General features: G+C 46.0%; 17 protein-coding genes. 12 read left to right on the top strand and 5 right to left on the bottom strand.

Going from position 1 to position 26,014, the window contains the following annotated elements; genetic code table 11:
• The first annotated feature begins 212 nt into the window (after positions 1-212).
• The 10 genes from gltB (R7190_RS11930) (at position 213) to R7190_RS11885 (ending at position 17,314) form a co-directional block, all read left to right on the top strand.
• Positions 213-4,763, top strand: coding sequence for a glutamate synthase large subunit (gltB, locus tag R7190_RS11930; RefSeq protein ID WP_132936762.1), 4,551 nt, complete (start codon positions 213-215; stop codon positions 4,761-4,763).
• Positions 4,763-6,232 (top strand): glutamate synthase subunit beta, encoded by a 1,470-nt coding sequence (locus tag R7190_RS11925; protein WP_132936761.1) that lies wholly within the window; start codon positions 4,763-4,765, stop codon positions 6,230-6,232. Before gltB (R7190_RS11930) ends, R7190_RS11925 begins: the two co-directional genes overlap by 1 nt.
• Before the next feature lie 447 nt (positions 6,233-6,679).
• Positions 6,680-11,143 (top strand): glutamate synthase large subunit, encoded by a 4,464-nt coding sequence (gene gltB / locus R7190_RS11920; protein WP_186584463.1) that lies wholly within the window; start codon positions 6,680-6,682, stop codon positions 11,141-11,143.
• 20 nt (positions 11,144-11,163) lie between these two features.
• On the top strand, positions 11,164-12,576 hold the full coding sequence (locus R7190_RS11915; protein ID WP_005381833.1) for an FAD-dependent oxidoreductase: 1,413 nt from the start codon (positions 11,164-11,166) through the stop codon (positions 12,574-12,576).
• Between the two features lie 91 nt (positions 12,577-12,667).
• Positions 12,668-13,096 carry a DUF1499 domain-containing protein gene (locus R7190_RS11910; RefSeq protein ID WP_132936759.1) on the top strand — a complete coding sequence of 143 codons (429 nt, stop codon included), beginning with the start codon at positions 12,668-12,670 and terminating at the stop codon, positions 13,094-13,096.
• Positions 13,097-13,159: 63 nt separating this feature from the next.
• On the top strand, positions 13,160-13,855 hold the full coding sequence (gene mtnN / locus R7190_RS11905; protein ID WP_186584464.1) for a 5'-methylthioadenosine/S-adenosylhomocysteine nucleosidase: 696 nt from the start codon (positions 13,160-13,162) through the stop codon (positions 13,853-13,855).
• Between the two features lie 11 nt (positions 13,856-13,866).
• A complete protein-coding gene (locus R7190_RS11900; protein WP_054578510.1) occupies positions 13,867-14,820 on the top strand; it encodes a cobalamin biosynthesis family protein in 954 nt (317 codons plus the stop codon).
• Positions 14,820-15,641, top strand: a complete 822-nt coding sequence (btuF, locus tag R7190_RS11895) for a vitamin B12 ABC transporter substrate-binding protein BtuF (RefSeq protein WP_017633625.1) — start codon at positions 14,820-14,822, stop codon at positions 15,639-15,641. Before R7190_RS11900 ends, btuF begins: the two co-directional genes overlap by 1 nt.
• Before the next feature lie 69 nt (positions 15,642-15,710).
• On the top strand, positions 15,711-16,331 hold the full coding sequence (locus tag R7190_RS11890; RefSeq protein WP_005387377.1) for a TRIC cation channel family protein: 621 nt from the start codon (positions 15,711-15,713) through the stop codon (positions 16,329-16,331).
• Positions 16,332-16,459: 128 nt separating this feature from the next.
• On the top strand, positions 16,460-17,314 hold the full coding sequence (locus tag R7190_RS11885) for a LysR family transcriptional regulator (RefSeq protein WP_132936758.1): 855 nt from the start codon (positions 16,460-16,462) through the stop codon (positions 17,312-17,314).
• On the opposite strand, the gene R7190_RS11880 is transcribed toward R7190_RS11885, so the two are convergent.
• Positions 17,256-18,035: a TSUP family transporter gene (locus R7190_RS11880; protein WP_017821480.1), complete on the bottom strand. Its 780-nt coding sequence runs from the start codon at positions 18,033-18,035 to the stop codon at positions 17,256-17,258. The two genes, R7190_RS11885 and R7190_RS11880, sit on opposite strands and share 59 nt — an antisense overlap.
• A gap of 249 nt (positions 18,036-18,284) precedes the next feature.
• Between R7190_RS11880 and R7190_RS11875 the strand changes: the two genes are divergently transcribed.
• Positions 18,285-19,199 carry a hypothetical protein gene (locus R7190_RS11875; protein ID WP_025768414.1) on the top strand — a complete coding sequence of 305 codons (915 nt, stop codon included), beginning with the start codon at positions 18,285-18,287 and terminating at the stop codon, positions 19,197-19,199.
• A complete protein-coding gene (locus R7190_RS11870) occupies positions 19,189-19,608 on the top strand; it encodes a hypothetical protein (protein ID WP_155396149.1) in 420 nt (139 codons plus the stop codon). The genes R7190_RS11875 and R7190_RS11870 overlap by 11 nt, the downstream gene beginning before the upstream one ends.
• 75 nt (positions 19,609-19,683) lie before the next feature.
• Here R7190_RS11870 and carB read toward each other — a convergent pair whose 3' ends face one another.
• From carB to mutT, 4 genes are all read right to left on the bottom strand, one after another.
• A complete protein-coding gene (gene carB / locus R7190_RS11865; RefSeq protein ID WP_005381854.1) occupies positions 19,684-22,917 on the bottom strand; it encodes a carbamoyl-phosphate synthase large subunit in 3,234 nt (1,077 codons plus the stop codon).
• 16 nt (positions 22,918-22,933) lie between these two features.
• Positions 22,934-24,073: a glutamine-hydrolyzing carbamoyl-phosphate synthase small subunit gene (carA, locus tag R7190_RS11860; protein WP_017821483.1), complete on the bottom strand. Its 1,140-nt coding sequence runs from the start codon at positions 24,071-24,073 to the stop codon at positions 22,934-22,936.
• A gap of 481 nt (positions 24,074-24,554) precedes the next feature.
• Positions 24,555-25,364 (bottom strand): 4-hydroxy-tetrahydrodipicolinate reductase, encoded by an 810-nt coding sequence (gene dapB / locus R7190_RS11855; RefSeq protein WP_005381860.1) that lies wholly within the window; start codon positions 25,362-25,364, stop codon positions 24,555-24,557.
• Between the two features lie 110 nt (positions 25,365-25,474).
• Entirely contained in the window at positions 25,475-25,873 is a 399-nt protein-coding gene (mutT, locus tag R7190_RS11850; RefSeq protein WP_005387387.1) for an 8-oxo-dGTP diphosphatase MutT, read from the bottom strand.
• Positions 25,874-26,014: the final 141 nt, after the last annotated feature.

Genomic DNA, 26,014 nt, shown 5'->3' with positions numbered 1-26,014 from the left:
ATAAATCACTAGATAGTGATAATAAATAAAGGGATACCACCAAGGATTGTTTTTCTCGCAAAACTTTTCCTGCGAGATACGGAAAGGAATCAAGACCGGTCAACCTAGATCGGTGGCGATAATAAATATAAAGGACAAGACGTAATCAATAGTCTAGGTAGTATTTGCTGCCCGGTACTTTTGCGTCGACATTGAACTGGAAGGATGTATCTATGGTAGATAGAGAGCAAAATCCACAGGGTCTGTACACTCCGGAACTGGAGCATGACGCTTGCGGTATCGGTTTTGTTGCTCACCTTAAAAACCGTAAATCTCATGAAGTAGTGACTCAAGCATTGGATATGCTGGCTCGCATGGAACACCGTGGTGGTCAAGGTTGTGACCCATGCAGCGGTGACGGTGCGGGTATCTTGCTACAAAAACCTCATGAATTCCTATTAGAAGAAGCCGTTAAGCTAGGCATTAAACTGCCTTCGTTTGAAAAGTATGGTGTTGGTGTAGTTCTTTTCCCGAAAGACGAATACAAACGCGAGCAATGCCGTGACATTCTAGAACGTAACGCACAACGTCTAGATCTTGAAGTTATCGGCTACCGCGTATTGCCAACCGATAACTCAATGATCGGTGCAGACCCACTAAGCACAGAGCCTCAGTTTGAGCATGTGTTTATCTCTGGTGGCCCGGGCATCACACCTGAAGAGCTAGAGCGCAAACTGTACGTACTTCGTAACTATACTGTACGTGTTTGCCTAGAAAGCGTTTCGAACATTGGTGACGACTTCTACATTAACTCCATGTCTTACAAGACATTGGTGTACAAAGGTCAGTTAACTACCGAGCAAGTACCTCAGTACTTCCTTGATCTACAAAACCCGACCATGGTGACTGCACTGGCACTGGTACACTCTCGTTTCTCTACCAATACCTTCCCGAAATGGCGTCTTGCACAGCCTTTCCGTTACATTGCCCACAACGGTGAAATCAATACAGTTCGCGGTAACTTGAACTGGATGAAAGCCCGTGAAGCAATCCTAGAATCAGACCTGTTTACTCAGGCTGAAATCGACATGCTTCTTCCAATCTGTCAGGAAGGCAGCTCGGATTCATCTAACTTCGATATGGCACTTGAGCTCCTAGTTCTTTCTGGTCGCAGCCTGCCACACGCATTGATGATGATGATCCCGGAAGCATGGCAAGAAAACAAAAACATGGATCCTAAACGTCGCGCGTTCTATCAGTACCACGCGAACATCATGGAACCATGGGATGGTCCTGCTTCAGTATGTTTTACTGATGGTGTTCAAGTTGGTGCGACACTAGACCGTAACGGTTTGCGCCCTTCTCGCTACACAGTGACCAAAGATAACTTCCTAGTGATGGCATCTGAATCTGGTGTTGTGGATATTGAACCAGAGAACGTAGAGTTCCGTGGTCGTCTACAACCGGGTCGTATCTTCGTTGCAGACCTAGAACAAGGTCGAATCATCTCTGATGAAGAAGTGAAAGACACCATCGCAACGGCACAGCCTTACGAGAAGTGGGTAGAAGAAAACCTACTGAGCTTGAAGAAGCTGCCAGATGCGAGCAACCAGTTCAGCCAACCTAAGCCAGAACACCTTCTACACCGCCAACAAGCGTTTGGCGTAAGCACTGAAGAAGTGAACGAAATCATCGTTCCAATGGCGAATGATGCGAAAGAGCCATTATCAGCAATGGGTGCCGACTGGCCTCTTGCGGTTCTATCTCATCAGTCTCAACATCTTTCAAACTACTTCAAGCAGCTGTTCGCACAGGTAACTAACCCACCGATCGACCCGATCCGTGAGCGTATGGTTATGTCGCTGAACACTTACTTGGGTAAAGACCAAAACCTTCTGACTGAAACACCACTTCACTGTCAGAAAGTAGAATTGGAATCGCCTGTTCTAGCCAACTCTGAGCTTGAAAAACTGCGTGCGATCGATAACGAGCACCTACAAGCGAAAACGTTGGATATCGTATTCCAAGCTAGTGAAGATCAAGGCAAACTTGAGCGTGCATTAAAACGTATCTGCCAATACGCAGAAGACGCGGTTATCGATGGTTATTCAATCATCCTACTCACTGACCGCGCAGTGAATTCAAACCACGCGGCGATCCCAGCAATGCTGGCTGTTGGCGCAGTGCACCACCACTTGATCCGTAAAGGTCTACGTGCGAAGTGTGACATCGTGGTTGAAACTGGTGACGCGCGTGAAACGCACCACTTTGCAACGCTACTTGGTTACGGTGCGAATGCGGTTAACCCTTACCTAGTGATTGAAACCATCATTGAACTTCAACGTACGAAGAAGTTGGATCCAGAAGCGAACCCGCGCGATCTGTTCAACAACTACCGTAAAGCGATTAATGGCGGTCTTCTGAAGATCTTCTCGAAGATGGGTATCTCGACGCTACAGTCGTACCATGGCGCACAAATCTTCGAAGCCTTGGGCATCCACAAATCCGTGGTAGACAAATACTTCACTGGTACGGTTTCTCGTATCCAAGGTCTCACCCTTGATGATATCGCCAAAGAAGTGCTGATCCGTCACCGCATCGGTTACCCACAACGCGAAATCCCAATTCAAATGCTGGATGTTGGTGGTGTTTACCAATGGAAACAGCGTGGTGAAAAGCACCTATTCAACCCAGAGACTATTTCTCTACTGCAAGAGTCTACGCGCAACAAGAACTACGATCAGTTCAAGCAATACGCGACTGCTGTAGATAAGCAAGGCGACAACGCGGTAACCCTGCGTAGCCAACTTGAGTTCATTAAGAACCCAGCCGGTTCTATCTCTATCGACGAAGTCGAGCCAATTGAAAGCATCGTGAAACGCTTCGCGACCGGTGCAATGTCATTCGGTTCTATTTCTTACGAAGCACACTCCACACTGGCAGTTGCGATGAACCGTCTTGGCGCGAAATCGAACTCTGGTGAAGGTGGTGAAGACCCAATGCGTTTCGAGCGCAAAGAGAACGGCGATTGGGAACGCTCTGCAATCAAGCAGGTGGCTTCAGGTCGTTTCGGCGTAACCTCTTACTACCTAACTAACGCTGAAGAGCTGCAAATCAAAATGGCTCAAGGTGCGAAGCCAGGTGAAGGTGGTCAGCTACCAGGCGATAAAGTAGATGACTGGATCGGTGCAACGCGTCACTCGACTCCGGGCGTTGGCCTTATCTCGCCACCACCACACCACGATATCTACTCAATCGAAGATTTGGCTCAACTTATCTACGACTTGAAGAACGCGAACCGCGCAGGCCGTGTAAACGTGAAGCTAGTATCAGAAGCAGGCGTAGGTACGATCGCTTCTGGTGTAGCGAAAGCGAAAGCGGACGTTGTACTAATCGCAGGTTTCGACGGCGGTACAGGTGCATCACCAATGTCTTCAATCCGCCATACCGGTCTTCCTTGGGAACTTGGCTTGGCAGAAACGCACCAAACGCTACTGAAGAACGGTCTACGTAACCGTATCGTGGTTCAAGCAGATGGTCAGATGAAGACACCTCGCGACCTTGCAGTGGCAACACTACTTGGTGCAGAAGAATGGGGCGTAGCAACCGCAGCATTAGTGGTTGAAGGTTGTATCATGATGCGTAAGTGTCATAAGAACACTTGTCCTGTTGGTATCGCAACTCAGAACAAGACGCTTCGCGAGCGCTTTGATGGCCGCGTAGAAGACGTCGTTACCTTCTTCCAATACATGGCACAAGGTCTACGTGAAATCATGGCTGAGCTTGGCTTCCGCACTATCGATGAAATGGTCGGTCAAGGTCAGAAACTGAAGATCCGCCAAGAGATTTCTCACTGGAAATACAAGAACCTAGATCTGTCTCCTGTTCTCCACGTTGAGCAACCACGTGAAGCTGATGGTGTATTCAACCAAGCTCAACAGAACCACAACCTAAAAGAAGTGCTAGACCGTAAGCTGATTCAAGCAGCGATTCCTGCACTAGAGAAAGGCGAAGCGGTGAATGCCGAGTTCCCTATCGTCAACACGGACCGCTCTGCAGGTACCATGTTGTCGAACGAAATCTCGAAAGTGTACAAAGATGCAGGTCTACCTCAGCCAATGAACGTGAAGTTCAAAGGTTCTGCAGGTCAGTCATTCGGCGCATTCCTAGCTAAGGGCGTGAAGTTCGAAGTGGAAGGCGACGCGAACGACTACTGGGGTAAAGGCTTATCCGGCGGTACTTTAGTACTTTATCCAGATGCGAAATCAAGCATTGTCGCGGAAGACAACATCGTGGTTGGTAACGTGTGCTTCTACGGTGCAACTTCGGGTGAGTCTTTCATTCGTGGTATGGCTGGTGAACGTTTCTGTGTTCGTAACTCAGGCGCGAAAGTAGTAGTAGAAGGCGTCGGTGACCACGGTTGTGAATACATGACTGGCGGTGCAGCCATCATCCTTGGGTCAACAGGTCGTAACTTTGCCGCAGGTATGAGTGGTGGCGTGGCTTACGTATGGGATAAATCAGGTGACTTTGAGTCAAAACTGAACCCAGAGTTAGTAGACTTAGATCCAATCGAGAAAGAAGACAGAGATCTATTACTCGACATGCTAACTAAGCATGTTCAATTCACAGGAAGTGAAGTCGCGCAGTCTTTCCTAGACAATTTTGAAGCTAGCCTAGCCTCTATGGCTAAGGTAATGCCGCGTGATTACAAAGCGGTTCTTCAAAAACGCAAAGCTGAAGCACTGTCTCAAGGAAACGAAACTCAAGTGGAGGCCGTATAATGGGTAAGCCTACTGGATTTTTAGAGCATGGTCGTGAACTACCACAGAAGATTGACCCAGCTGAACGCATCAAGAACAACAAAGAGTTCGTTCTGAACGAGGAGTTTGGTGACAAGATCAATACTCAAGCTTCTCGTTGTATGGATTGTGGCGTGCCGTTTTGTCATAACGGCTGCCCTATCGGTAACATCATCCCAGAATTTAACGACGCGGTTTATCGTGATAGCTGGGAAGAAGCTTGGAACATCCTAAGCTCGACGAACAACTTCCCAGAGTTTACTGGTCGTGTTTGCCCTGCTCCATGTGAAAGTGCTTGTGTTCTTGGTATCAACCAAGACCCAATCACTATCTGTAATATCGAAAAAACTATCGTAGAAACGGCGTATCGTGAAGGGTACGCCAAACCAAAAACACCACGCTCTCGCACTGGCAAAACCGTTGCGATCATTGGTTCAGGTCCTGCTGGCCTTGCAGCTGCTGAGCAGCTAAACAGCGCAGGTCATACTGTGACGGTATTCGAGCGAGACGAGAAAGTGGGCGGTCTGCTACGTTTTGGTATCCCAGACTTTAAACTGAGCATGGAAGTCATTGATCGCAAGATCAATCTAATGGCAGAAGCTGGCATTGAGTTTAAAGTAAACCAACACGTCGGTGTTGATGTAAATGCTCAGCAATTGCGTCAAGAGTTCGATGTGGTTCTACTAACCGGTGGCTCAACGGTTCCACGTGATTTGCCCGTTCCGGGTCGTGAACTAAAAGGCGTTCACTTCGCGATGGAGTTCCTAGGTCAAAACAACCGTCGCGCCAATAACATGGACCTGAAAACGGAAGAAATTCACGCTGCGGGTAAACATGTTGTGGTTATCGGTGGTGGTGATACGGGTTCAGACTGTGTGGGAACATCAAACCGTCACGGCGCAGCAAGTGTAACTCAAGTGGAAATCATGCCGATTCCACCAGAAAAGCGTCCTGCTAATATGCCTTGGCCTCAATATCCAATGATCCTGCGTACTTCGACATCTCATGAGGAAGGTGTCGATCGTCACTGGAACATCCTCACCAAAGAGTTCATCGGCAATGACAAAGGTGAAGTTACTGGTCTTCGTTTGGCTGATATCGTTTGGCAAGATGCGAAACCAGGCGAGCGTCCAGGCTTCAAAGAAGTTGAAGGCAGCGAGCGAGTGATTCCGTGTGATATGGCATTCCTAGCGATGGGCTTCCTGCACCCTGAACCAACGGGCGTACTTGCTCAACTGGATATCGCGCTAGATGATCGTGGTAACGTAGCAACTCAAGGTTTTGCTACTAACCAAGAAGGTGTATTTGCTGCTGGTGATATGCGAACAGGCCAATCTTTGGTGGTTCGTTGTATCAATGAAGGCCGCGAATGTGCCCGTGCTATCGATGATTACTTAATGGGTGGCACAAACCTAGAAGCAAAAGCAGATTCACTGATGCTTTCTGCTTAACGAAGCAGTCATGCTTCTCTCTTTCAATTGCTAATAGCCATCAGCAATATCGATGGCTATCGGTGAAGAAAGAAAACAATTCCTTCCAATCTTTCTATTTTGACCAGCATTTTATGCTGGTCTTTTTTATCTCCCACAGAATCAAATGTTACTTTTTTGTAACAATCAATTTTCTATCTATTTGAAATTATTAAACTATTTTAGCTTATTAAATGGTAAATCGCATATTCACGTTATGATCCACTAATAACTTGACCTTTTTTACAATAAGCTATAGCTTGTGAAGTTGATGAAAATAAAACACTCAAAAAATGTTAAATATTTCACAACTTTTACTGAATAATTATACATAAAGCTATAAAGATGACGCATAGTTAGTCATCAATATCAACGTAAGCAGTGTTGATATATCTGTCGGGATGACGGATAAGCAAAGGGAGAATTGCAATGGCTCTTTATGATCCAAGTCTTGAGAAAGACAACTGTGGATTTGGCTTGATCGCGCATATGGAAGGCGAACAAAGCCACAAGCTGGTACGTACAGCAATTTCTGCACTTGACCGCATGACTCACCGTGGTGGTATCGCCGCCGATGGTAAAACTGGTGATGGTTGTGGTCTTCTATTACAAAAGCCCGATTCCTATTTACGTCTTATTGCCGAAGAAAATGATTTCAACCTTGGCAAGCAATACGCCGTAGGGATGATTTTCTTCAACCAAGATCCAGTCAAAGCTCAACTCGCTAAAGACATCGTCAACAAAGAACTGGCGCAAGAGACGCTAACTGTGGCTGGTTGGCGTGAAGTACCAACTAATTCAGAAGTACTCGGTCCAATTGCGGCCAACTCGCTTCCAAATATTCAGCAAGTCTTTATCTCTGCACCGGCAGGTTGGCGCGAGCGTGACATTGAACGTCGTCTCTACATCGCACGCCGTCGCATCGAGAAACAAATCACCGAAGATCCGGATTTCTACATCTGTAGCTTGTCGACTCAAGTTTTGGTGTACAAAGGCCTATGCATGCCTGCAGACTTACCGCGCTTTTATCTTGATCTTGCCGATCTACGTATGGAATCTGCTATCTGTCTGTTCCACCAGCGTTTTTCTACCAACACTCAACCGCGTTGGCCATTAGCTCAACCGTTCCGCTACCTTGCTCATAATGGTGAGATCAATACCATTGAAGGTAACCGACAATGGGCACGCGCTCGTGCTTATAAGTTCTCGTCACCACTGCTGCCTGACCTACAAACTGCAGCACCGTTTGTGAACGAGACAGGCTCAGACTCGTCTAGCTTAGATAATATGCTAGATCTCTTCTTAGCTGGCGGCATGGATATCTTCCGTGCCATGCGTATGCTCGTACCGCCAGCATGGCAAAACCACCCGGATATGGATCCGGATTTGCGTGCGTTTTACGATTTCAACTCCAAACACATGGAACCATGGGATGGCCCAGCAGGTATCGTACTGTCCGATGGTCGTTATGCTGCTTGTAACCTAGACCGAAACGGTCTACGTCCTGCGCGTTATGTAATTACCAAAGACAAGCTGATCACTCTGGCATCTGAGGTAGGGATTTGGAATTACGCCCCAGATGAAGTTGCCAAAAAAGGTCGTGTAGGTCCGGGGGAATTGCTCGTCATCGACACTCGTAAAGGTAAGCTTTGGCAATCTAGCGAGATCGATAATGATCTGAAATCTCGTCACCCTTATCGCGAATGGATGGAGAGCAACGTTCGCAAACTAACGCCGTTCTCTCAGCTGCCTGAAGATCAAGTAGGTGAGCGTAGCTTTGATGAAGACTTGCTTAAGACTTATCAAAAGCAGTTTGCCATGAGCAATGAAGAAGTCGATCAAGTATTGCGTGTCCTCGGTGATATGGGGCAAGAAGCCGTCGGTTCGATGGGTGATGACACCCCGATGGCGGTTCTTTCTTCGAAAGAGCGCTTGGTGACTGACTACTTCCGTCAGAAGTTTGCTCAGGTCACCAACCCACCAATCGATCCGCTGCGTGAGAAACACGTCATGTCGCTGGCGACCAGCATCGGCCAGGAGATGAACGTCTTCTGTGAAACCGATGGCCACGCGCATCGTGTAACCTTTGATTCTCCAGTACTGCTCTATTCAGACATGCAGCAACTACTAGAGCTGAGTGACGATCATTACCGTAATACCATTCTCGATATCAACTACGATCCACAACAGAAAGATCTCAAACAAGCCATTGATGATCTGTGTGAGCAAGCAGAACAAGTGGTGCGTGAAGGCACGGTTCTAGTCGTGCTTTCAGATCGCGCTTTAGTCAAAGGCAAGCTGCCAATTCCTGCAGCAATGGCGGTCGGTGCGGTTCAAACTCGCTTGATCGATGCCAACTTACGTTGTGATGCCAACATTGTTGTTGAGACCGCAACAGCTCGTGACCCACACCAATTTGCTGTCTTGCTTGGCTTTGGTGCTACTGCGGTTTACCCATACCTTGCTTATGAAGCGTTAGGTAAACTGATTGATGATAAAGCACTAGAGAAAGACTACCGCGATGTGATGCAAAACTACCAATACGGCATCAACAAAGGCCTGTACAAGATCATGTCGAAAATGGGGATCTCAACCATCGCCTCTTACCGCTGCTCACAACTGTTTGAAGCAGTTGGCTTGAGCCAAGATGTGGTCGATCTGTGTTTTAAAGGCGTCACAACTCGAATTGAAGGCGCGAATTTTGACGACTTCCAGCAAGATCTTACAAACTTATCTCGTAAAGCATGGGCGAAACGCAAATCGATTGATCATGGCGGCTTGTTAAAGTACGTCCATGGAGGTGAGTATCATGCGTACAACCCGGATGTTGTCGGCACGCTGCAACAGGCCGTTAAATCTGGCGAAAGTAACGACTATCAGAGCTTTGCTAAGCAGGTAAATCAACGCCCTGTTGCCATGCTGCGTGACTTAATGTCGCTGAAAAAATCAGACTCACCGCTGCCACTTGAGCAAATAGAACCACGCACTGAACTGTTCAAACGCTTTGACTCTGCGGCAATGTCCATTGGCGCACTTAGCCCAGAAGCGCATGAAGCACTTGCAACGGCGATGAACCGTCTTGGTGGTTACTCTAACTCGGGTGAAGGCGGTGAAGATCCTCGCCGCTTCGGTACTGAGCGTAACTCACGTATCAAACAGATTGCTTCTGGCCGATTTGGTGTAACGCCTCATTACCTGACTAATGCGGATGTACTGCAAATCAAGGTGGCACAAGGTGCGAAACCGGGTGAAGGTGGACAGCTACCAGGACACAAAGTCACCGCAGAAATCGCAAAACTGCGTTATTCGGTACAAGGCGTGACTCTGATCTCCCCTCCTCCGCACCACGATATCTATTCGATTGAAGATTTGGCCCAGCTGATCTTCGACCTTAAACAAGTCAACCCAAATGCGCTGGTTTCGGTAAAACTCGTCTCCGAGCCAGGTGTCGGCACCATCGCAACGGGCGTAGCCAAGGCTTACGCTGATCTTATTACCATTTCGGGTTACGACGGTGGTACCGCAGCAAGCCCATTAACTTCGGTAAAATACGCTGGTAGCCCTTGGGAGTTGGGGTTGGCAGAGACACAACAAGCTCTGGTTGCTAATGGTCTGCGTCATAAGATCCGCTTACAGGTAGACGGTGGTCTAAAGACTGGTTTAGACGTAGTTAAAGCCGCAATTTTAGGTGCAGAAAGCTTCGGTTTTGGTACTGCGCCAATGGTCGCTATGGGTTGTAAGTTCCTACGAATTTGTCACCTCAACAACTGTGCAACTGGGGTTGCGACTCAAGACGAGACACTGCGTAAAGAATACTTCAAAGGTCTACCAGAAATGGTGATGAATTACTTCATCGGCTTGGCAGACGAAGTGCGCGGATTACTCGCCGAACTTGGCGTTGAAAAGCTGACGGACTTGATTGGTCGTACCGATTTACTTGAGGCGGTAGAGGGATTTACAGCGAAACAGACCAAGCTGGATCTATCCAATATTCTAGAAGCTCCAGTATCACCTGAGGGTCATCCGCTATTTTGGACAGAGCCAAACAAACCGTTTGATAAAGCTGAGCTCAACCAAAAGATCATTGATGATGCCATGCATGCGGTCGAAAACGGTCAATCGGCAAGTTTCTTCTACAATGTCATCAACACTGATCGTTCTGTTGGTGCACGCTTATCTGGCGAAATAGCAAAACGCTATGGCAACCAAGGATTGGCGGCTTCCCCTATCAAAATCTATCTTGACGGCACCGCAGGTCAGTCCTTTGGTGTTTGGAACGCAGGTGGTGTAGAGCTTTACCTCACGGGCGATGCGAACGACTACGTGGGCAAAGGCATGGCGGGTGGTAAAGTGGTTATCAAACCTCACCTTGGCACCGCATTTAAATGCAATGAAGCAACTATCATTGGTAACACCTGCCTGTACGGCGCGACCGGCGGTAAACTATTTGCAGCCGGTAAAGCAGGTGAGCGTTTCGGCGTACGAAACTCAGGTACGTTAGCCGTCATTGAAGGTGCTGGCGATAACGCTTGTGAGTACATGACTGGCGGTATTGTTGCCATTCTTGGTGCGACAGGTGTGAACTTTGGCGCGGGTATGACTGGAGGCTTTGCCTATGTTCTGGATGAGAACCAAAGCTTTGAAGGTCGAGTTAATACTGAGTCTGTCGAAGCCATCTCATTGTCCGATCTTTACATCCACCAAGAACATTTGCGTGGCCTAATTGCGGAACACCTTGAAGAAACAGGGTCGAGTCATGCAGAAAATATTTTGGCGAACTTTGATGAATGGATTCCAAAGTTCTATTTGGTGAAACCACAAGCGGCAGATCTTCGCACGCTACTTGGTCACCAGAGCCGCAGTGCCGCAGAGCTGCGTGTTCAAGCACAGTAATCATGGAGGATGTTTGAATCATGAGCCAGAACGTTTATCAATTTATCGATGTGCAGCGTGTAGATCCTGCGAAAAAGCCTATCAAAGTTCGTAAGATCGAGTTCGTTGAAATCTATGAACCGTTCACTAAACAACAGGCGACTGCACAAGCGGATCGCTGCTTAGATTGTGGCAACCCATATTGTGAATGGAAATGCCCAGTCCACAACTACATCCCTCAATGGTTAAAACTTGCCAATGAAGGCCGTATTCTTGAAGCGGTTGAACTATCGCATCAAACCAATAGCCTACCGGAAGTATGTGGGCGCGTTTGTCCTCAAGACCGCCTATGTGAAGGTTCATGCACGCTTAATGATGACTTTGGTGCCGTCACCATCGGTAATATAGAAAAGTACATTACCGACAAAGCGTTTGAAATGGGCTGGAAGCCAGATATGTCCAAGGTGGAGTGGACCGATAAAAAGGTTGCAATCATTGGAGCTGGCCCAGCTGGCTTGGCTGCCGCGGATATCCTAGTGCGCAATGGCGTTAAGCCAGTCGTGTTTGACCGCTACCCTGAAATTGGAGGCCTTCTGACCTTCGGTATTCCTTCCTTCAAGCTTGAAAAAGGCGTGATGGAAAACCGCCGCCGTGTGTTCACTGAAATGGGCGTCGAGTTCCGCATGAACATGGAAGTAGGCAAAGATGTCCAAATGCAAGAGCTGCTTGATGAATACGATGCTGTTTTCTTGGGCGTTGGCACCTATAAATACATGCGTGCAGGTCTAGATAATGAAGATGCGCCGGGTGTGTATGACGCGCTGCCATTTTTAGTTTCGAACACCTACAAAGTCATGGATCTTGAGAGTAACCAGCCCTTTATCGATATGGCAGGAAAGAAAGTCGTCGTACTGGGTGGTGGTGATACCGCAATGGACTGCGTTCGTACCTCAATTCGCCAAGGTGCCTCCAACGTGGTTTGTGCTTATCGTCGTGATGAGGCCAACATGCCGGGCTCTCGTCGCGAGGTAAAAAACGCAAAGGAAGAAGGCGTGAAGTTCATGTTCAACCTTCAGCCTTTGGGAGTTGAAGTGGATGCGTCAGGCAAAGTCTCGGGGGTCAAAGTGGTGAAAACCGCACTTGGTGAACCTGATGAAGCGGGTCGCCGACGTCCAGAGCCCGTTGAAGGCAGCGAGCACGTTCTACCAGCAGACGTTGTTATCATGGCGTTTGGTTTCCAGCCGCACAAAATGGACTGGTTAGCACCGTTTGATGTCGATTTGGATCAATGGGGTCGTATCAAAGCCCCAGCGAAGCAAGAGTTCCAATTCCAGACCAGCAATGAAAAGATCTTCGCGGGTGGCGATGCGGTACGAGGTTCTGATCTTGTCGTAACCGCAATTGATGAAGGACGAAAAGCGGCAGAAGGCATCCTCGATTACCTCGAAGTTTAATCTCAGCTAACCTCACAAAAAGGGTCCTGTTATTGGATCCTTTTTCTTTTATATCCATATAATTAGAAACAAAATTATAAGAGTAAATACAATGAAAAAAGCCGCTCTCCTTTCCATTACTTTGCTCGGCTTAACCGCTTGTAGCCAAGGAGTCACAACCATGATGGATCGTTCTCAATCACCTTGTGGTGACAAACCAAACTGCGTCTCCACCCAAGACACGCGAGAAAAATACAACCTAACGACATTTATCTTAGTTGATTCAGCGAACATCGACGCTATTGAGCAAGTTGCGCTTGAACTGCCAGGCGCGAAAACCGCGGTGAAAGAAAGCAACTACCTTCGTATCGAGTGCACATCTAAAATCATGCGCTTCGTGGATGACCTCGAACTAAAAATAGCAGGAGACCAACTGATTGTGCGCTCGGAGTCTCGTGTGGGCTACTCTGACTTTGGCGTAAACAGAAAGCGCGCCGATCAATTACGAGAAAAGCTCACTCAAGCTAAGCTCATCAAATAGAAAACTGCCAACGGGGAGTGCTATACTCTCGGCCAACTAAAATATTTACCTAAAGAGAGTGTTATGAAAGTTGGTATCATCGGTGCGATGGAACAAGAAGTGACCATCCTGAAGCAAGCAATTACAAACTACAAAACTGTAAATAAAGCAGGTTGTACGTTTTTCTCTGGTCAAATTAACGATGTTGAAGTCGTCGTACTACAATCGGGCATCGGTAAAGTTGCAGCGGCAGTGGGCACGACAATCCTTCTTGATGAATACCAACCAGACGTTGTGATTAACACAGGCTCTGCTGGCGGTTTCGATTCAAGCTTAAACCTTGGCGATGTAGTTATCTCTACAGAAGTTCGTCATCACGATGCAGACGTAACCGCTTTTGGTTATGAGATTGGCCAAATGGCCGGTCAACCAGCTGCATTCAAAGCGGATGACAAGCTAATGGACTTAGCCGAAAAAGCCCTAGCACAAATGGAAAACACTCATGCGGTTCGCGGCCTAATTTGTACTGGCGATGCGTTTGTTTGTACTGCTGAGCGTCAAGAGTTTATTCGTAAACACTTCCCGTCAGTTATCGCTGTAGAAATGGAAGCATCTGCTATCGCTCAAACTTGTCATCAATTCAACACTCCGTTTGTTGTTGTGCGTGCAATCTCTGATGTCGCTGATAAAGAATCACCAATGAGCTTTGATGAGTTCCTGCCTCTAGCAGCAAAAAGCTCTTCCGAAATGGTATTCAAAATGCTGGAACTCATTAAGTAAACGACTCATTCATGGAAGAAGTTTTTCAGTCATTTTATGCCAACGGTGCGCTCCTCATTATGTGGGGTGCACTGATCTTGCACCTTTTAGTGCCAATCCCCCATTCAGCGCACCCCATCACTTTATGGCGAAAGCTAGCAGAGCAGCTAGCTAACAAAGTGAACAATAATCACAATTACTCACAGAGTGTAATCTCAGGCAGTCTTGCACTAGGCTTGATGCTGTTTCCTTGCTTGATATTACTGATTGCAGTAAAGCCATTTGTTTGGCAAATCCGTTTATATGAACTGGTTCTATTGATCCTTGCGCTAGACTGGCGCAACAGCGAAACGTTAACGAAACAGCTCGTCACAAGTATCTCTTCGGAAGACAAAGCTCAGTGTCGAGCATTACTGAGACCATATCTTAATCGCGATACTGGTAGCCTCTCGATCGTTGGCATAGGTAAAGCTGGCTCAGAAACCCTGATTATGGCATACAGCCGCAACGTGATCGGTGTGCTATTTTGGTACGCACTAACAGGTGGTATTGGTGCGTTAATGTATCGACTCACAACAGAATTAGCGCGAGTGTGGTCCCCTAGCCGACGCCAATATTTGCCCTTTGGTAAACCTGTGATTCAATTGGTTGCTACTCTGGATATTATTCCACTTCGTCTCTTTGCCATACTTTTAGCTGCCGGAAAGAATACAAGTAATGTGCTCTCTGGAATACAACAGCAAGCGAAGTCTTGGCCCTTACCAGGACCTAGTTGGGTGTTATGTACTATCGGACACAAACTACAACTGTCTTTATGCGGCCCTGCTATCTATCAAGGTGTGCGTGCAGAGCGCGCAAAAATCGGTGGGCGCATTGCGCCATCGGCTATTCACCTTTCACAAATACATACGCTGCTCGTTTGGCGCGTCCTGGCTTGGGTCGCAATCCAAAGTTTGCTTTTAGGAATAATTTATCAAGGATTATGATGAATAAATTATGCTTCGCATTAACGCTATTTGTTTCGACAGCGACCTTCGCTCAACCCGCTCAACGCATTATAAGTTTAGCTCCACATGCCACCGAAATTGCCTTTGCAGCAGGGCTAGGAGAGCAGCTTGTTGCTGTCAGCGAAATGAGCGATTATCCAGAACAGGCAAAGCAGCTAGAAAGAGTCTCAAATTATCAAGGAATTAAATTAGAGCGCATTATTGCTCTTCAGCCGGACTTAGTGATTGCTTGGCCAGCCGGAAACCCCGCTAAAGAGTTGGAGAAAATTAAACAGTTCGGTATTCCTATCTATTACTCCACTACAGGTTCATTAGAAGATATCGCCAATAATATCGAGCAACTCAGCCAATACAGCGAAACTCCACAAGTAGGAAAAAAGGCCGCTGAAGATTTTAGAACGCAGCTGAGTACACTAAAAGAACAGTACAACACGAACGAGAAAGTTAGTTACTTTTATCAGTTGAGTGAAAAGCCTATCATCACTGTCGCCGGAAAGAACTGGCCAAGTGAAGTCTTTACTTTTTGCGGTGGTGAGAACATTTTCGCCGCATCTAGCGCGCCTTATCCTCAAGTTAGCATCGAGCAAGTCATTACTCGCCAGCCAGAGGTTATTTTTACTTCTCGTCACGCAATGAGTAACGATGGTATGTGGGCTGAGTGGAGTAATGAGCTTCTTGCTCTTAAAAACAAACACATCTGGTCCCTAAACTCTGATTGGATTAACCGTCCCACACCACGCACATTGAACGCGATCAAGGAAGTGTGTGAGCACTTTAAAAGCGTTCGTCAAAAACGCTAACGATTTCGTGGCAAATACCGTACAATTTCCGCCCATTTTTTCTCACACTATTTAAAGGTACTAAGTAACATGGACTCCATGCTGCTTTATATGATCGATTTGTTCGGTACCGCTGTTTTCGCTATCTCTGGCGTATTACTGGCGGGCCGTTTAAAAATGGATCCATTCGGCGTTATCGTGCTCGGCAGTGTGACTGCTATAGGTGGCGGAACAATCCGAGACATGGCGCTTGGTGCCACTCCCGTATTTTGGATAACAGATACGACTTACTTATGGGTGATATTTGTTACGTGTCTACTAACCATGCTTGTTATTCGAAGACCCAAGCGACTCTCATGGTGGGTATTACCCGTTTGTGATGCCATCGGTCTCGCTGTATTTGTAGGAATAGGAGTAGAAAAGGCACTCGCCTACAATGCTTCTGGGATGGTCGCGGTGATAATGGGGGTTATTACTGGCTGTGGCGGTGGCATTATACGAGACGTGCTGGCTCGCGAAGTTCCTATGGTATTAAGAAGTGAAGTCTATGCTACGGCATGTATTATTGGCGGCATCTTCCATACGATGGCGGTAAACATGGGTTATGACCACTCAACGGCTTTACTCGCTGGTGTAATCTCAACGCTCATTATACGTCTCGGTGCGATTCGTTGGCATCTATCCCTGCCAACTTTCGCCATTAACCGTTAAACACCAACAACATCACTCATCATGGAGTCGACCAAGTGTCGGCTCCTCTCATTTATGCTCATTTGATTCGCCAATTCTTGGGCAATTCGCTAAATTATCTCAACCATTCCTAACTTTCATTAATCATTATGTTGCTTGAAGGTATTGAAACGTTACTTGTCCTCAGTAAAGAAAAAACCATGAGCCGCACGGGCAGTCAACTCTATATTAGTCAATCTGCCGTGAGTAAACGTATTTCAAATCTAGAGAAGAAGTTAGGAAAAAAATTAATAGAGCCAAATGGTCGGCACATAAAGCTGACCTCCGATGGCCTTGCCCTCATAAACACAATAGAACCCACGTTCAATGAGTTAAGAGGAAAAATCTACGATCAACAACAAATAGAAGACACTTCTTTAATCAAAATGGACTGCTCTGAAACCTTAGTGGCGGGATACCTCAGCATGATCATGGCAGAACACTTTGCCCATGATCAGTACATACGAATATCGACCAATCATACGCCACGCATTATTGAGAATGTGAAATCAGGTAAAGCGACACTGGGATTCTGTGCTGGTTATTTACCGCCTCACCATGGATTAATGAGCCTTCACCTCGCCGATGAACCTTTCTCAATTGTCAGTCGACATTCACTTTCACAACTACCTAAAGCTATTTTGACCAATGACCTAACTAACCCTGCCAACACATATCAACAAGCTATTTTATCCAAACACGGAATCGAACCTTTGATGGAAATGGATTCGTATACTGCGGCAGCACAACTGGCTTTGGGAGGTATGGCTCCCGCTTTAATCCCTAAATCTATCCTAACGATACTTAATATCACACCTAAGTTCTGCTATGACTTTGAAGAGCTAGATCAGTTAGTTCGACCAATACATATCTGCTTACGTCACAGCACATATCGTAGCGAGCGAGTTAAAGCACTGACAGAATCCATTGCTGATGTTGTTGCCAAAGAAGTTTCGTTGCCATAAGCATCGACATCACTATAACTAGAGGACGAATCCATTTTTGCCCTTTACTTACCACGACCTTCGCCCCTAACTGAGCACCAAGAAAACCGCCAACAGCCATAGTTAAGCCAAGCTTCCACACTGGCAACCCAGCTAAGATAAAAAAGAGTAGTGCCGCAATGTTTGACGTGAAATTGAGGATTTTGGTTCTAGCTGTGGCTTCGACCAAAGAAAAGTGACCTAGTGCAACAAAACAAACAGTAAAAATAGATCCAGTCCCAGGGCCAAAAAAGCCATCATAGAAACCGATCCCGCCACCAATGCATAGCGCAAACATCGCTTCAGATAACTTTGGTTCTCCATCGATTTTTCGCGTACTTGGCGCGAGTAAAAAATAGAGGGAAATGGCTATCAAAAGAACAGGGATCAAACTGGTGAGTACGCTAGCATCAATAAACTGCACAGCCTCGGCACCGATTGCAGCGCCTATAAAAGTGCAGAGTATCGCAAAACGCATTTCCTTTAAGCTAACAATACCGTTACGCACGAAATACCAGCTAGCAGAGAAACTGCCAAACGAACTTTGTAACTTATTGGTCGCTAGAGCTTGAGTCGGACTCAACCCCGCAGCCAAAAGCGCAGGGAGCGTAATGAGCCCTCCCCCACCAGCCATCGCATCAATAAAGCCTGCGGCAGTCGCAACCAAAAATAAGGCCAACAAAATTTCAACCGTGATTTCCACTACACTTCCTTTTTGAAGAGGTATCAAAGAGGAAGAAACGGTAGCACTTATTCACAAAACTACCAATGGAAAGTCAAGACACCAATCTATTCCTAATTTTCATCAGTTAATAAATCTAGAGAATGATACATTAAAAATATCAATTACATCCAAATATAGAGCCTCACCTCAAGAGCCTCTTAATATTTTGATAGAAAAAGAAAATGCTGTCTTAATAGGAAATATTTAATCTGATAAAAAACGAAAATAATGGAAGCCTTACTGACTCGACCATCAATAAAAGAACAGCAATTACGCTTAAAAATCGAACAGATAGTGAATATTAATCAGCTATTCAGCGTTATTGACGCTAAACCAGAGACTAGCGGTGCGGGTGTAATTTATATTGATAACAAATTCACCGTTGTACGCTTAAGAGACTTTAAATCCACATGCCATATCAATCCTACCTTTATCATTCTACGGGAACCGATAAAATTACAATCATCTCAAGAATTTGCAAAAAAAATAAAACAGGAAGAGTCAAAATCAAGATTCAATCAAGAGCTTCTATCAGCGAGCATTAGCTGTATTGGTGCAGCGATTGGCTGGATTGGGGTAGTTGGTTCGGGGCTAACAATACCAGTAAGTGGTCCTGTGGGCGTAACTATGTCCTATATCTCACACGCCGCTACTGTTGCTGCCACAGCTCAATGTGCTATTGGAGTAGCAAGAACCCGTATGGTATCTAAATCACCAGACAAATTATCGGATATAGACAGTAATGAGTGGTATCAAAATACAACTAAAGCTTTAGATTACATCTCCTTAGCTGGAGCGGGCGCTAGTGGATATCAAACGATAAAAATGGTTCAATCTCTTAAGCAAACCACTAAGAAAGGCGTTCCCGAGATTCTAAAAGGCTTAAACAGACAAGAAAGAACAAGATTAACTAAAGAAATCATCCGTAAAAACCTTCCGAGCATTTCGAATAAAGCTCGTAAACAGCTAATGTTGTCAGGAGAAATTCCTAAGAGGTATTCACAAGCAACAATATCCGCATCCATTTCTCATCAGCTTCTAGATGCAATTGGAGGCTCAATTAGCATAGTAGGAAGCGGTTATTCGGGAGAGTTAAGAAATCTTGCTATTGGAATCTATGAGGAATTGAAAGTTGAATACTAAATCAATTAGCATAGCAAACATCTCACTAAGTATATGTTTATACTTGGCATTGACTATTGGTCTGGCTATTAGCTTAAGCATTTGGAATGACTGGTTTTCTTTCACTCAACACATTGCTCTAGATACTTACCTCCTTACATTGGGAGCTATTACGGTTGTTGTTGTATGCATTCCAAACATTCTGACAATAAGCAAAGGATTAAGTGTTGCTGCAAAAATAAACTTACTTACTATCTCTTTTATCATTCTCACTTGCAGCATTAATTTTGTTGTAGCAAATGGTAGTACTATTTCTTCATCTTTGGGTACATTGCTTGCCATCATTAGCTTAATGATCTTCAAAAGCGAAGCATACCAATCGTTCCTAGCACACTTTAATGCTCTTCATTTTAGAAAAACCTCGATATAAAAAAGCCCGCTCAAATGAGCGGGCAATGAGGTTGTCATGTAAGCCCTGATTAATGAGCTTACTGATTTTTATCTGTTACGCGTCTAGACTCGCTTTCACTTTAGCGTGTAACTCTTGAACCGAAGTTACTGACGCTTTTGCGTCTGCAGTATGAGACATACATGTAGCGAACGCTGCATTCAGTGTCGTTGTGTAGTTCACTTTTTCAGCCAGTGCACCACGGCGTAGAACTTTCGAATCTTCAATCGCTTGACGACCAGCAGCCGTGTTTACGATGTAGGTGTATTCGTTGTTCTTGATGCGGTCAAGAATGTGTGGACGACCTTCGTGTACTTTGTTTACCAAACGTGGGTTAATACCCGCTTCGCCCAGAATTACAGCTGTACCGTGTGTCGCATCCAACTGGTAACCCAGTTTCACTAACTTAGAAGCTAGGTCAACAACACGCTCTTTATCACCTTCACGTACAGACAGTAGCGCACGACCACCTTCAGGATAAACCGCACCACAACCTAGCTCTGCTTTCGCGTAAGCTTCTGCGAACGTTGCACCCACACCCATTACTTCACCTGTTGAGCGCATTTCAGGGCCCAATAGAGGGTCAACACCAGGGAATTTGTTGAACGGCAGAACCACTTCTTTCACTGAGTAGTAAGGAGGGATAATCTCTTTAGTAAAGCCTTGTGACTCTAGAGATTGACCCGCCATTACACGTGCAGCGATTTTCGCTAGAGGAGCGCCTGTCGCTTTCGATACGAATGGTACCGTACGAGCAGCACGAGGGTTCACTTCAATTAGATAAACGTCGTTATCTTTCACAGCAAACTGCGTGTTCATCAAACCGCGCACACCGAGTTCGAATGCTAACTTCTCAACTTGCTCACGCATCTTGTCTTGAATTTCCTGACTTAGCGTGTATGCAGGCAGTGAACATGCAGAGTCACCAGAGTGAACACCCGCTTGTTCGATGTGCTCCATGATACCGCCGATAACGACGCGTTCACCGTCACAGATAGCATCAATATCAACTTCGGTTGCATCATCCAAGAAACGGTCTAGCAGAACTGGAGACTCGTTCGATACGCTTACTGCTTCGTTGAAGTAGCGACGCAGGTCTTGCTCGTCGTATACGATTTCCATCGCACGACCACCGAGTACATAAGATGGACGAACAACTAATGGGAAGCCAATTTCTTTCGATTTCTCAACCGCTTGCTCCATCGTTGTTACTGTCGCGTTTTCTGGCTGAAGTAGACCTAAACGGTCAACAGCGGCTTGGAAGCGTTCACGGTCTTCCGCACGGTCGATAGCATCTGGGCTAGTACCAATGATTGGCACACCAGCCGCTTCTAGAGCACGAGCCAGTTTAAGTGGCGTTTGACCACCGTACTGAACAATCACACCTTTTGGTTTTTCAACGCGAGCGATAGACAGTACATCTTCCAGAGTTACTGGCTCGAAGTACAGACGATCAGACGTATCGTAGTCAGTAGATACCGTTTCTGGGTTACAGTTAACCATAATGGTTTCGTAACCGTCTTCACGCAGCGCAAGTGATGCATGAACACAACAGTAATCGAATTCGATACCTTGGCCGATACGGTTTGGACCGCCACCAAGAACCATGATCTTATCTTTGTCTGTTGGGTTTGCTTCACATTCTTCATCGTAAGATGAGTACATGTAAGCCGTGTCAGAAGAAAACTCTGCTGCACATGTATCCACACGTTTGTAAACCGGATGAATATCAAACTGCTCACGAGCACGGCGAATTTCACTTTCAGCGACACCAAGCAATTTAGACAAGCGAGCATCAGAGAAGCCTTTGCGTTTCATCTGACGAAGCACTTCTTTGGTCAAACCTGCGTAGCCGCCCGCCTTGACTTGTTCTTCGAGTTTTACAATTTCTTCGATTTGAACCAGGAACCAGCGGTCGATTTGAGTCAAGTTGAACACACCGTCGACTGACATACCCGCTCGGAATGCATCGGCGATGTACCAGATACGCTCTGCACCTGCTTCTTTAAGTTCGTGACGAATCTTAGTCAGTGCATCTGGCGCTTCCAGATCGACCATCTCATCAAAACCAGTTGCGCCAACTTCTAGGCCACGCAGTGCTTTGTGAAGAGATTCTTGTTGGTTACGACCAATCGCCATTACCTCACCAACCGATTTCATCTGAGTTGTCAGACGATCGTTTGCACCAGCAAATTTCTCGAAGTTAAAGCGAGGGATCTTAGTTACGACGTAGTCGATAGTTGGTTCAAATGACGCAGGTGTTGCACCACCTGTGATGTCGTTTTGTAGTTCGTCTAGCGTAAAGCCAACAGCCAGTTTCGCGGCAATTTTCGCAATTGGGAAGCCTGTTGCTTTTGATGCTAGCGCAGAAGAGCGAGATACACGCGGGTTCATCTCGATGATGACCATACGACCATCTTTCGGGTTGATACCAAACTGTACGTTTGAACCACCTGTTTCAACACCGATTTCACGCAGAACAGCTAGCGATGCATTACGCATAAGCTGGTATTCTTTGTCAGTCAGTGTTTGTGCTGGAGCAACCGTGATTGAGTCACCCGTATGGATACCCATTGGGTCAAAGTTCTCGATTGAACATACGATGATACAGTTGTCCGCTTTGTCACGAACGACTTCCATTTCGTACTCTTTCCAACCGATTAGTGACTCATCGATAAGAAGTTCGTTGGTCGGAGATAAGTCCAGACCGCGACGACAGATTTCTTCGAACTCTTCTTTGTTGTACGCGATACCACCACCAGTGCCACCCATGGTGAACGATGGACGAATGATACAAGGGAAGCCAACCATATCTAAAACTTTGTAAGCTTCTTCCATGCTCTTCGCTGTATCTGCGCGAGGACACTCAAGGCCGATAGACTTCATCGCTTTATCAAAACGAGAACGGTCTTCCGCTTTGTCGATTGCATCAGCCGTTGCACCAATCATCTCTACGCCAAACTCTGCGAGAACGCCGTGCTTCTCTAAATCTAACGCACAGTTAAGTGCTGTCTGACCACCCATAGTTGGCAGAACTGCATCAGGACGTTCTTTCTCGATGATCTTGCGTACAACTTCCCACTGAATCGGCTCAATGTAAGTCGCATCTGCCATCTCTGGGTCAGTCATGATGGTTGCTGGGTTAGAGTTAACCAGGATAACTCGGTAGCCTTCTTCGCGAAGAGCTTTACACGCTTGTGCGCCAGAGTAGTCAAACTCACATGCCTGACCGATAACAATCGGACCAGCACCAAGAATTAGAATACTTTGAATGTCAGTACGTTTTGGCATTATCTACTACTCCGAATTAAGCGCTGTGTTTTTTGATTAGTTCGATAAAGTGGTCAAATAGCGGTGCCGCGTCATGTGGACCTGGGCTCGCTTCTGGGTGACCTTGGAAGCTAAATGCTGGCTTGTCTGTGCGGTGGATACCTTGCAAAGAGCCATCAAATAGCGATACGTGAGTAGCACGTAAGTTTTCCGGTAATGTTGCTTCATCTGCCGCAAAGCCGTGGTTTTGCGAAGTGATCATCACAACGTTACGCTCTAAATCTTTTACTGGGTGGTTTGCACCGTGGTGACCAAACTTCATTTTCACCGTTTGCGCACCTGATGCTAGCGCCAGAATTTGGTGACCTAGACAAATACCAAAAATTGGCAAGCCTTTTTCTAGGAACACTTTGGTTGCTTCAATCGCGTAAGTACATGGTTCTGGGTCACCAGGGCCGTTCGATAAGAATACGCCATCTGGATTTAGTGCCAGAACTTCTTCCGCTGACGTTTCTGCAGGTACAACCGTTAAGCGGCAGCCGCGGTCAACCAACATTCGTAAGATGTTGCGTTTTGCGCCAAAGTCGTAAGCGACAACGTGGTATGGCAGCTCGCTGTCATCTTTCGCCTCTGGAAGTCCACCTTCAAGCGTCCACGAACCTTGCTTCCATTGATACGCTTCTTTTGTTGTAACTTCTTTCGCAAGGTCCATTCCTTTTAAGCCTGGGAATTCTTTTGCTTTCGCTAGTGCCAAAGCTTCGTCTAGGTTGTTGCCCGCAACAATACAGCCGTTTTGAGCACCTTTTTCACGCAGGATACGAGTGAGCTTACGAGTATCGATATCAGCGATGCCAACGATATTTTGAGACTTAAGATAATCAGAGAGGGATTGTTCGTTACGGAAGTTAGAAGCGATTAGAGGAAGATCGCGAATCACAAGGCCTTGTGCATGAATGGAAGAGGATTCTTCATCTTCGGAAGTGGTTCCGGTATTGCCAATGTGAGGATAAGTGAGAGTGACGATTTGCTGAGAATAGGAAGGATCAGTGAGGATTTCTTGATACCCCGTCATCGAGGTATTAAAAACGACTTCACCAACGGAAAGACCATCTGCCCCTATGGACACTCCGCGGAACACTGTCCCATCTTCTAGGACCAACAGTGCTAATTTACCCAAGACAACCTCCAGAATAAAAATGCAAAAAAAATAAATCAAACTGCAAACATGCCTTCCTTTACCTATAAAATCTACATAAATAGGTATTTCAGACAAATTGGCGGTATTCTAAAGTTGGACTCGAAACCTGTCAACCTACAATCAAAAATAAATGATTAATTTCTAGCGAGTAAGGTCATTTTGAATCAGTAAGGCCCAAAAAGATAACTTTTACATGCTATTACATAGAGAGGCATAGAGGTTTAATGAATTTTACAAATTTGAACTTTTTAGAGATCACAAAAAAGTATGAATTTTTCACGCAAACGTTCACTCGACAAAAAAGACATTAGTTTTTAGACATCAAAACCCAAAACACCCACAAAACAACCAAAACAACGACAAAAGTAAGCACCAAAATACTTTCTGTTAGAATCATTTCATTTACAAATAATTCTATAGATATAAAAAAGCCGGCTACCGCCGGCGAATAATTATGTATTTAGAGTTCATTCAATCCCAAAACATCTGTCATGGTATAAAAGCCCGCTGGTTTGGCACTCAACCAAACAGCGGCCTTGACGGCGCCATTAGCAAACGTCATACGATCGGTCGCTTTGTGCGTTATCTCCACTCGTTCCCCGATATCAGCAAACATGGCTGTGTGCTCACCGACGATATCGCCAGCGCGAATTGTAGCAAAGCCGATCTCATCTTTAGTACGTTCACCTGTGATACCTTCTCGCGCATAGACAGCTACATCATTCAGCTTGTTGCCCATCGCACCAGCAATGGCTTCGCCCATCCCGATAGCGGTACCAGAAGGAGCATCAACTTTATGACGATGATGTGCTTCGACAATCTCAACATCACAGTAGTCGCCCATCACTTTGGCTGCTTTCTCAAGAAGCTTAAATACTAGGTTCACACCAACAGAGTAGTTAGGAGCCATGACAACAGGCACTTGCTTAGCGGCTTCGTCAATCAGTTCACGCTCTGCATCACTGAAACCAGTCGTCCCAATCACAATACTCTTTCCATGCTTCTTACACAGTTCAAGATTCGCCAACGTACTTACTGGGGCAGTAAAATCGATGATTACATCAAAATTATCGACGTCTTTAGCAAGATCATCCGTTAAGAACACATCGAATTTGCCTTCACCACAAAGTTCACCGATATCGACACCGACAAGTGAGGACTCAGGTCGTTCTGATCCCGCGCTCACTGTCGCCTCTGGGTTAAGGTGTGAAGCTTTAACCAAATTACGGCCCATTCGGCCTGCTGCTCCTGCGATTGCAATACGAACCATTGCGCTTTCTCTCCTTCTCTGGATAACGAGGTTTGCTCTCGTTCTCTCGTTTCGCTTAATCTGTTTAAACTAACAACATACCGTGGTTACCACAAGCAAGTTCATCAGGCTTAAGCGAACTCTTTTACGACACGCTCCAAGATAGGCACGTTCGCTTCAGGAAAGGCATAGTTACCCAATTCTCTTATCTCAACCCAGCGACCTTCTTGACCTTCTCGGCCGTAAGGCTCATTACTGAACTTAGATACCGTAATAAAATCAAACTTAAGTGATTTGTCTGGATAGTCATATTCCAAATGCTCGAAAAGGGCTTGCTCAGTAACTTCAATTCCTACCTCTTCTTCAAGTTCTCTTGCTAGAGCATGTTCAATACTTTCTCCTGACTCGACTTTCCCGCCGGGAAACTCCCAAAACCCGCCTTTATGCTTGTCGTCTGGACGCTTTGTAATAAAAATTTTTGATTTGTCTTGGTTAAAAATAATAGCCGCGACTATGTGAATTCTTTTCATAGGGGTTCCTAACTCTCAAGCCGTTACACTTCAACGGTCTTTGCATCTCTAAAACTATCCGATGCTATCAAAACTTATGAAATTCGACAGCCACAGAATTTGCTTAAAAAAAGAGCCGCCTAGGCGACTCTTTAAAAAATT

This window comes from Vibrio sp. 1078-1 (genome assembly GCF_033340475.1).
Note: the sequence above shows the minus strand (reverse complement) of the source record. Positions and strands in the feature narration are given on the sequence as shown.

Bases quoted from the DNA above. Each gene is read 5' to 3' on its own strand.
- gltB (WP_132936762.1), top strand. From the start codon at position 213: ATGGTAGATAGAGAGCAAAATCCACAGGGTCTGTACACTCCGGAACTG.
- R7190_RS11925 (WP_132936761.1), top strand. From the start codon at position 4,763: ATGGGTAAGCCTACTGGATTTTTAGAGCATGGTCGTGAACTACCACAG.
- gltB (WP_186584463.1), top strand. From the start codon at position 6,680: ATGGCTCTTTATGATCCAAGTCTTGAGAAAGACAACTGTGGATTTGGC.
- R7190_RS11915 (WP_005381833.1), top strand. From the start codon at position 11,164: ATGAGCCAGAACGTTTATCAATTTATCGATGTGCAGCGTGTAGATCCT.
- R7190_RS11910 (WP_132936759.1), top strand. From the start codon at position 12,668: ATGAAAAAAGCCGCTCTCCTTTCCATTACTTTGCTCGGCTTAACCGCT.
- mtnN (WP_186584464.1), top strand. From the start codon at position 13,160: ATGAAAGTTGGTATCATCGGTGCGATGGAACAAGAAGTGACCATCCTG.
- R7190_RS11900 (WP_054578510.1), top strand. From the start codon at position 13,867: ATGGAAGAAGTTTTTCAGTCATTTTATGCCAACGGTGCGCTCCTCATT.
- btuF (WP_017633625.1), top strand. From the start codon at position 14,820: ATGAATAAATTATGCTTCGCATTAACGCTATTTGTTTCGACAGCGACC.
- R7190_RS11890 (WP_005387377.1), top strand. From the start codon at position 15,711: ATGGACTCCATGCTGCTTTATATGATCGATTTGTTCGGTACCGCTGTT.
- R7190_RS11885 (WP_132936758.1), top strand. From the start codon at position 16,460: ATGTTGCTTGAAGGTATTGAAACGTTACTTGTCCTCAGTAAAGAAAAA.
- R7190_RS11875 (WP_025768414.1), top strand. From the start codon at position 18,285: ATGGAAGCCTTACTGACTCGACCATCAATAAAAGAACAGCAATTACGC.
- carB (WP_005381854.1), bottom strand. From the start codon at position 22,917: ATGCCAAAACGTACTGACATTCAAAGTATTCTAATTCTTGGTGCTGGT.
- dapB (WP_005381860.1), bottom strand. From the start codon at position 25,364: ATGGTTCGTATTGCAATCGCAGGAGCAGCAGGCCGAATGGGCCGTAAT.
- mutT (WP_005387387.1), bottom strand. From the start codon at position 25,873: ATGAAAAGAATTCACATAGTCGCGGCTATTATTTTTAACCAAGACAAA.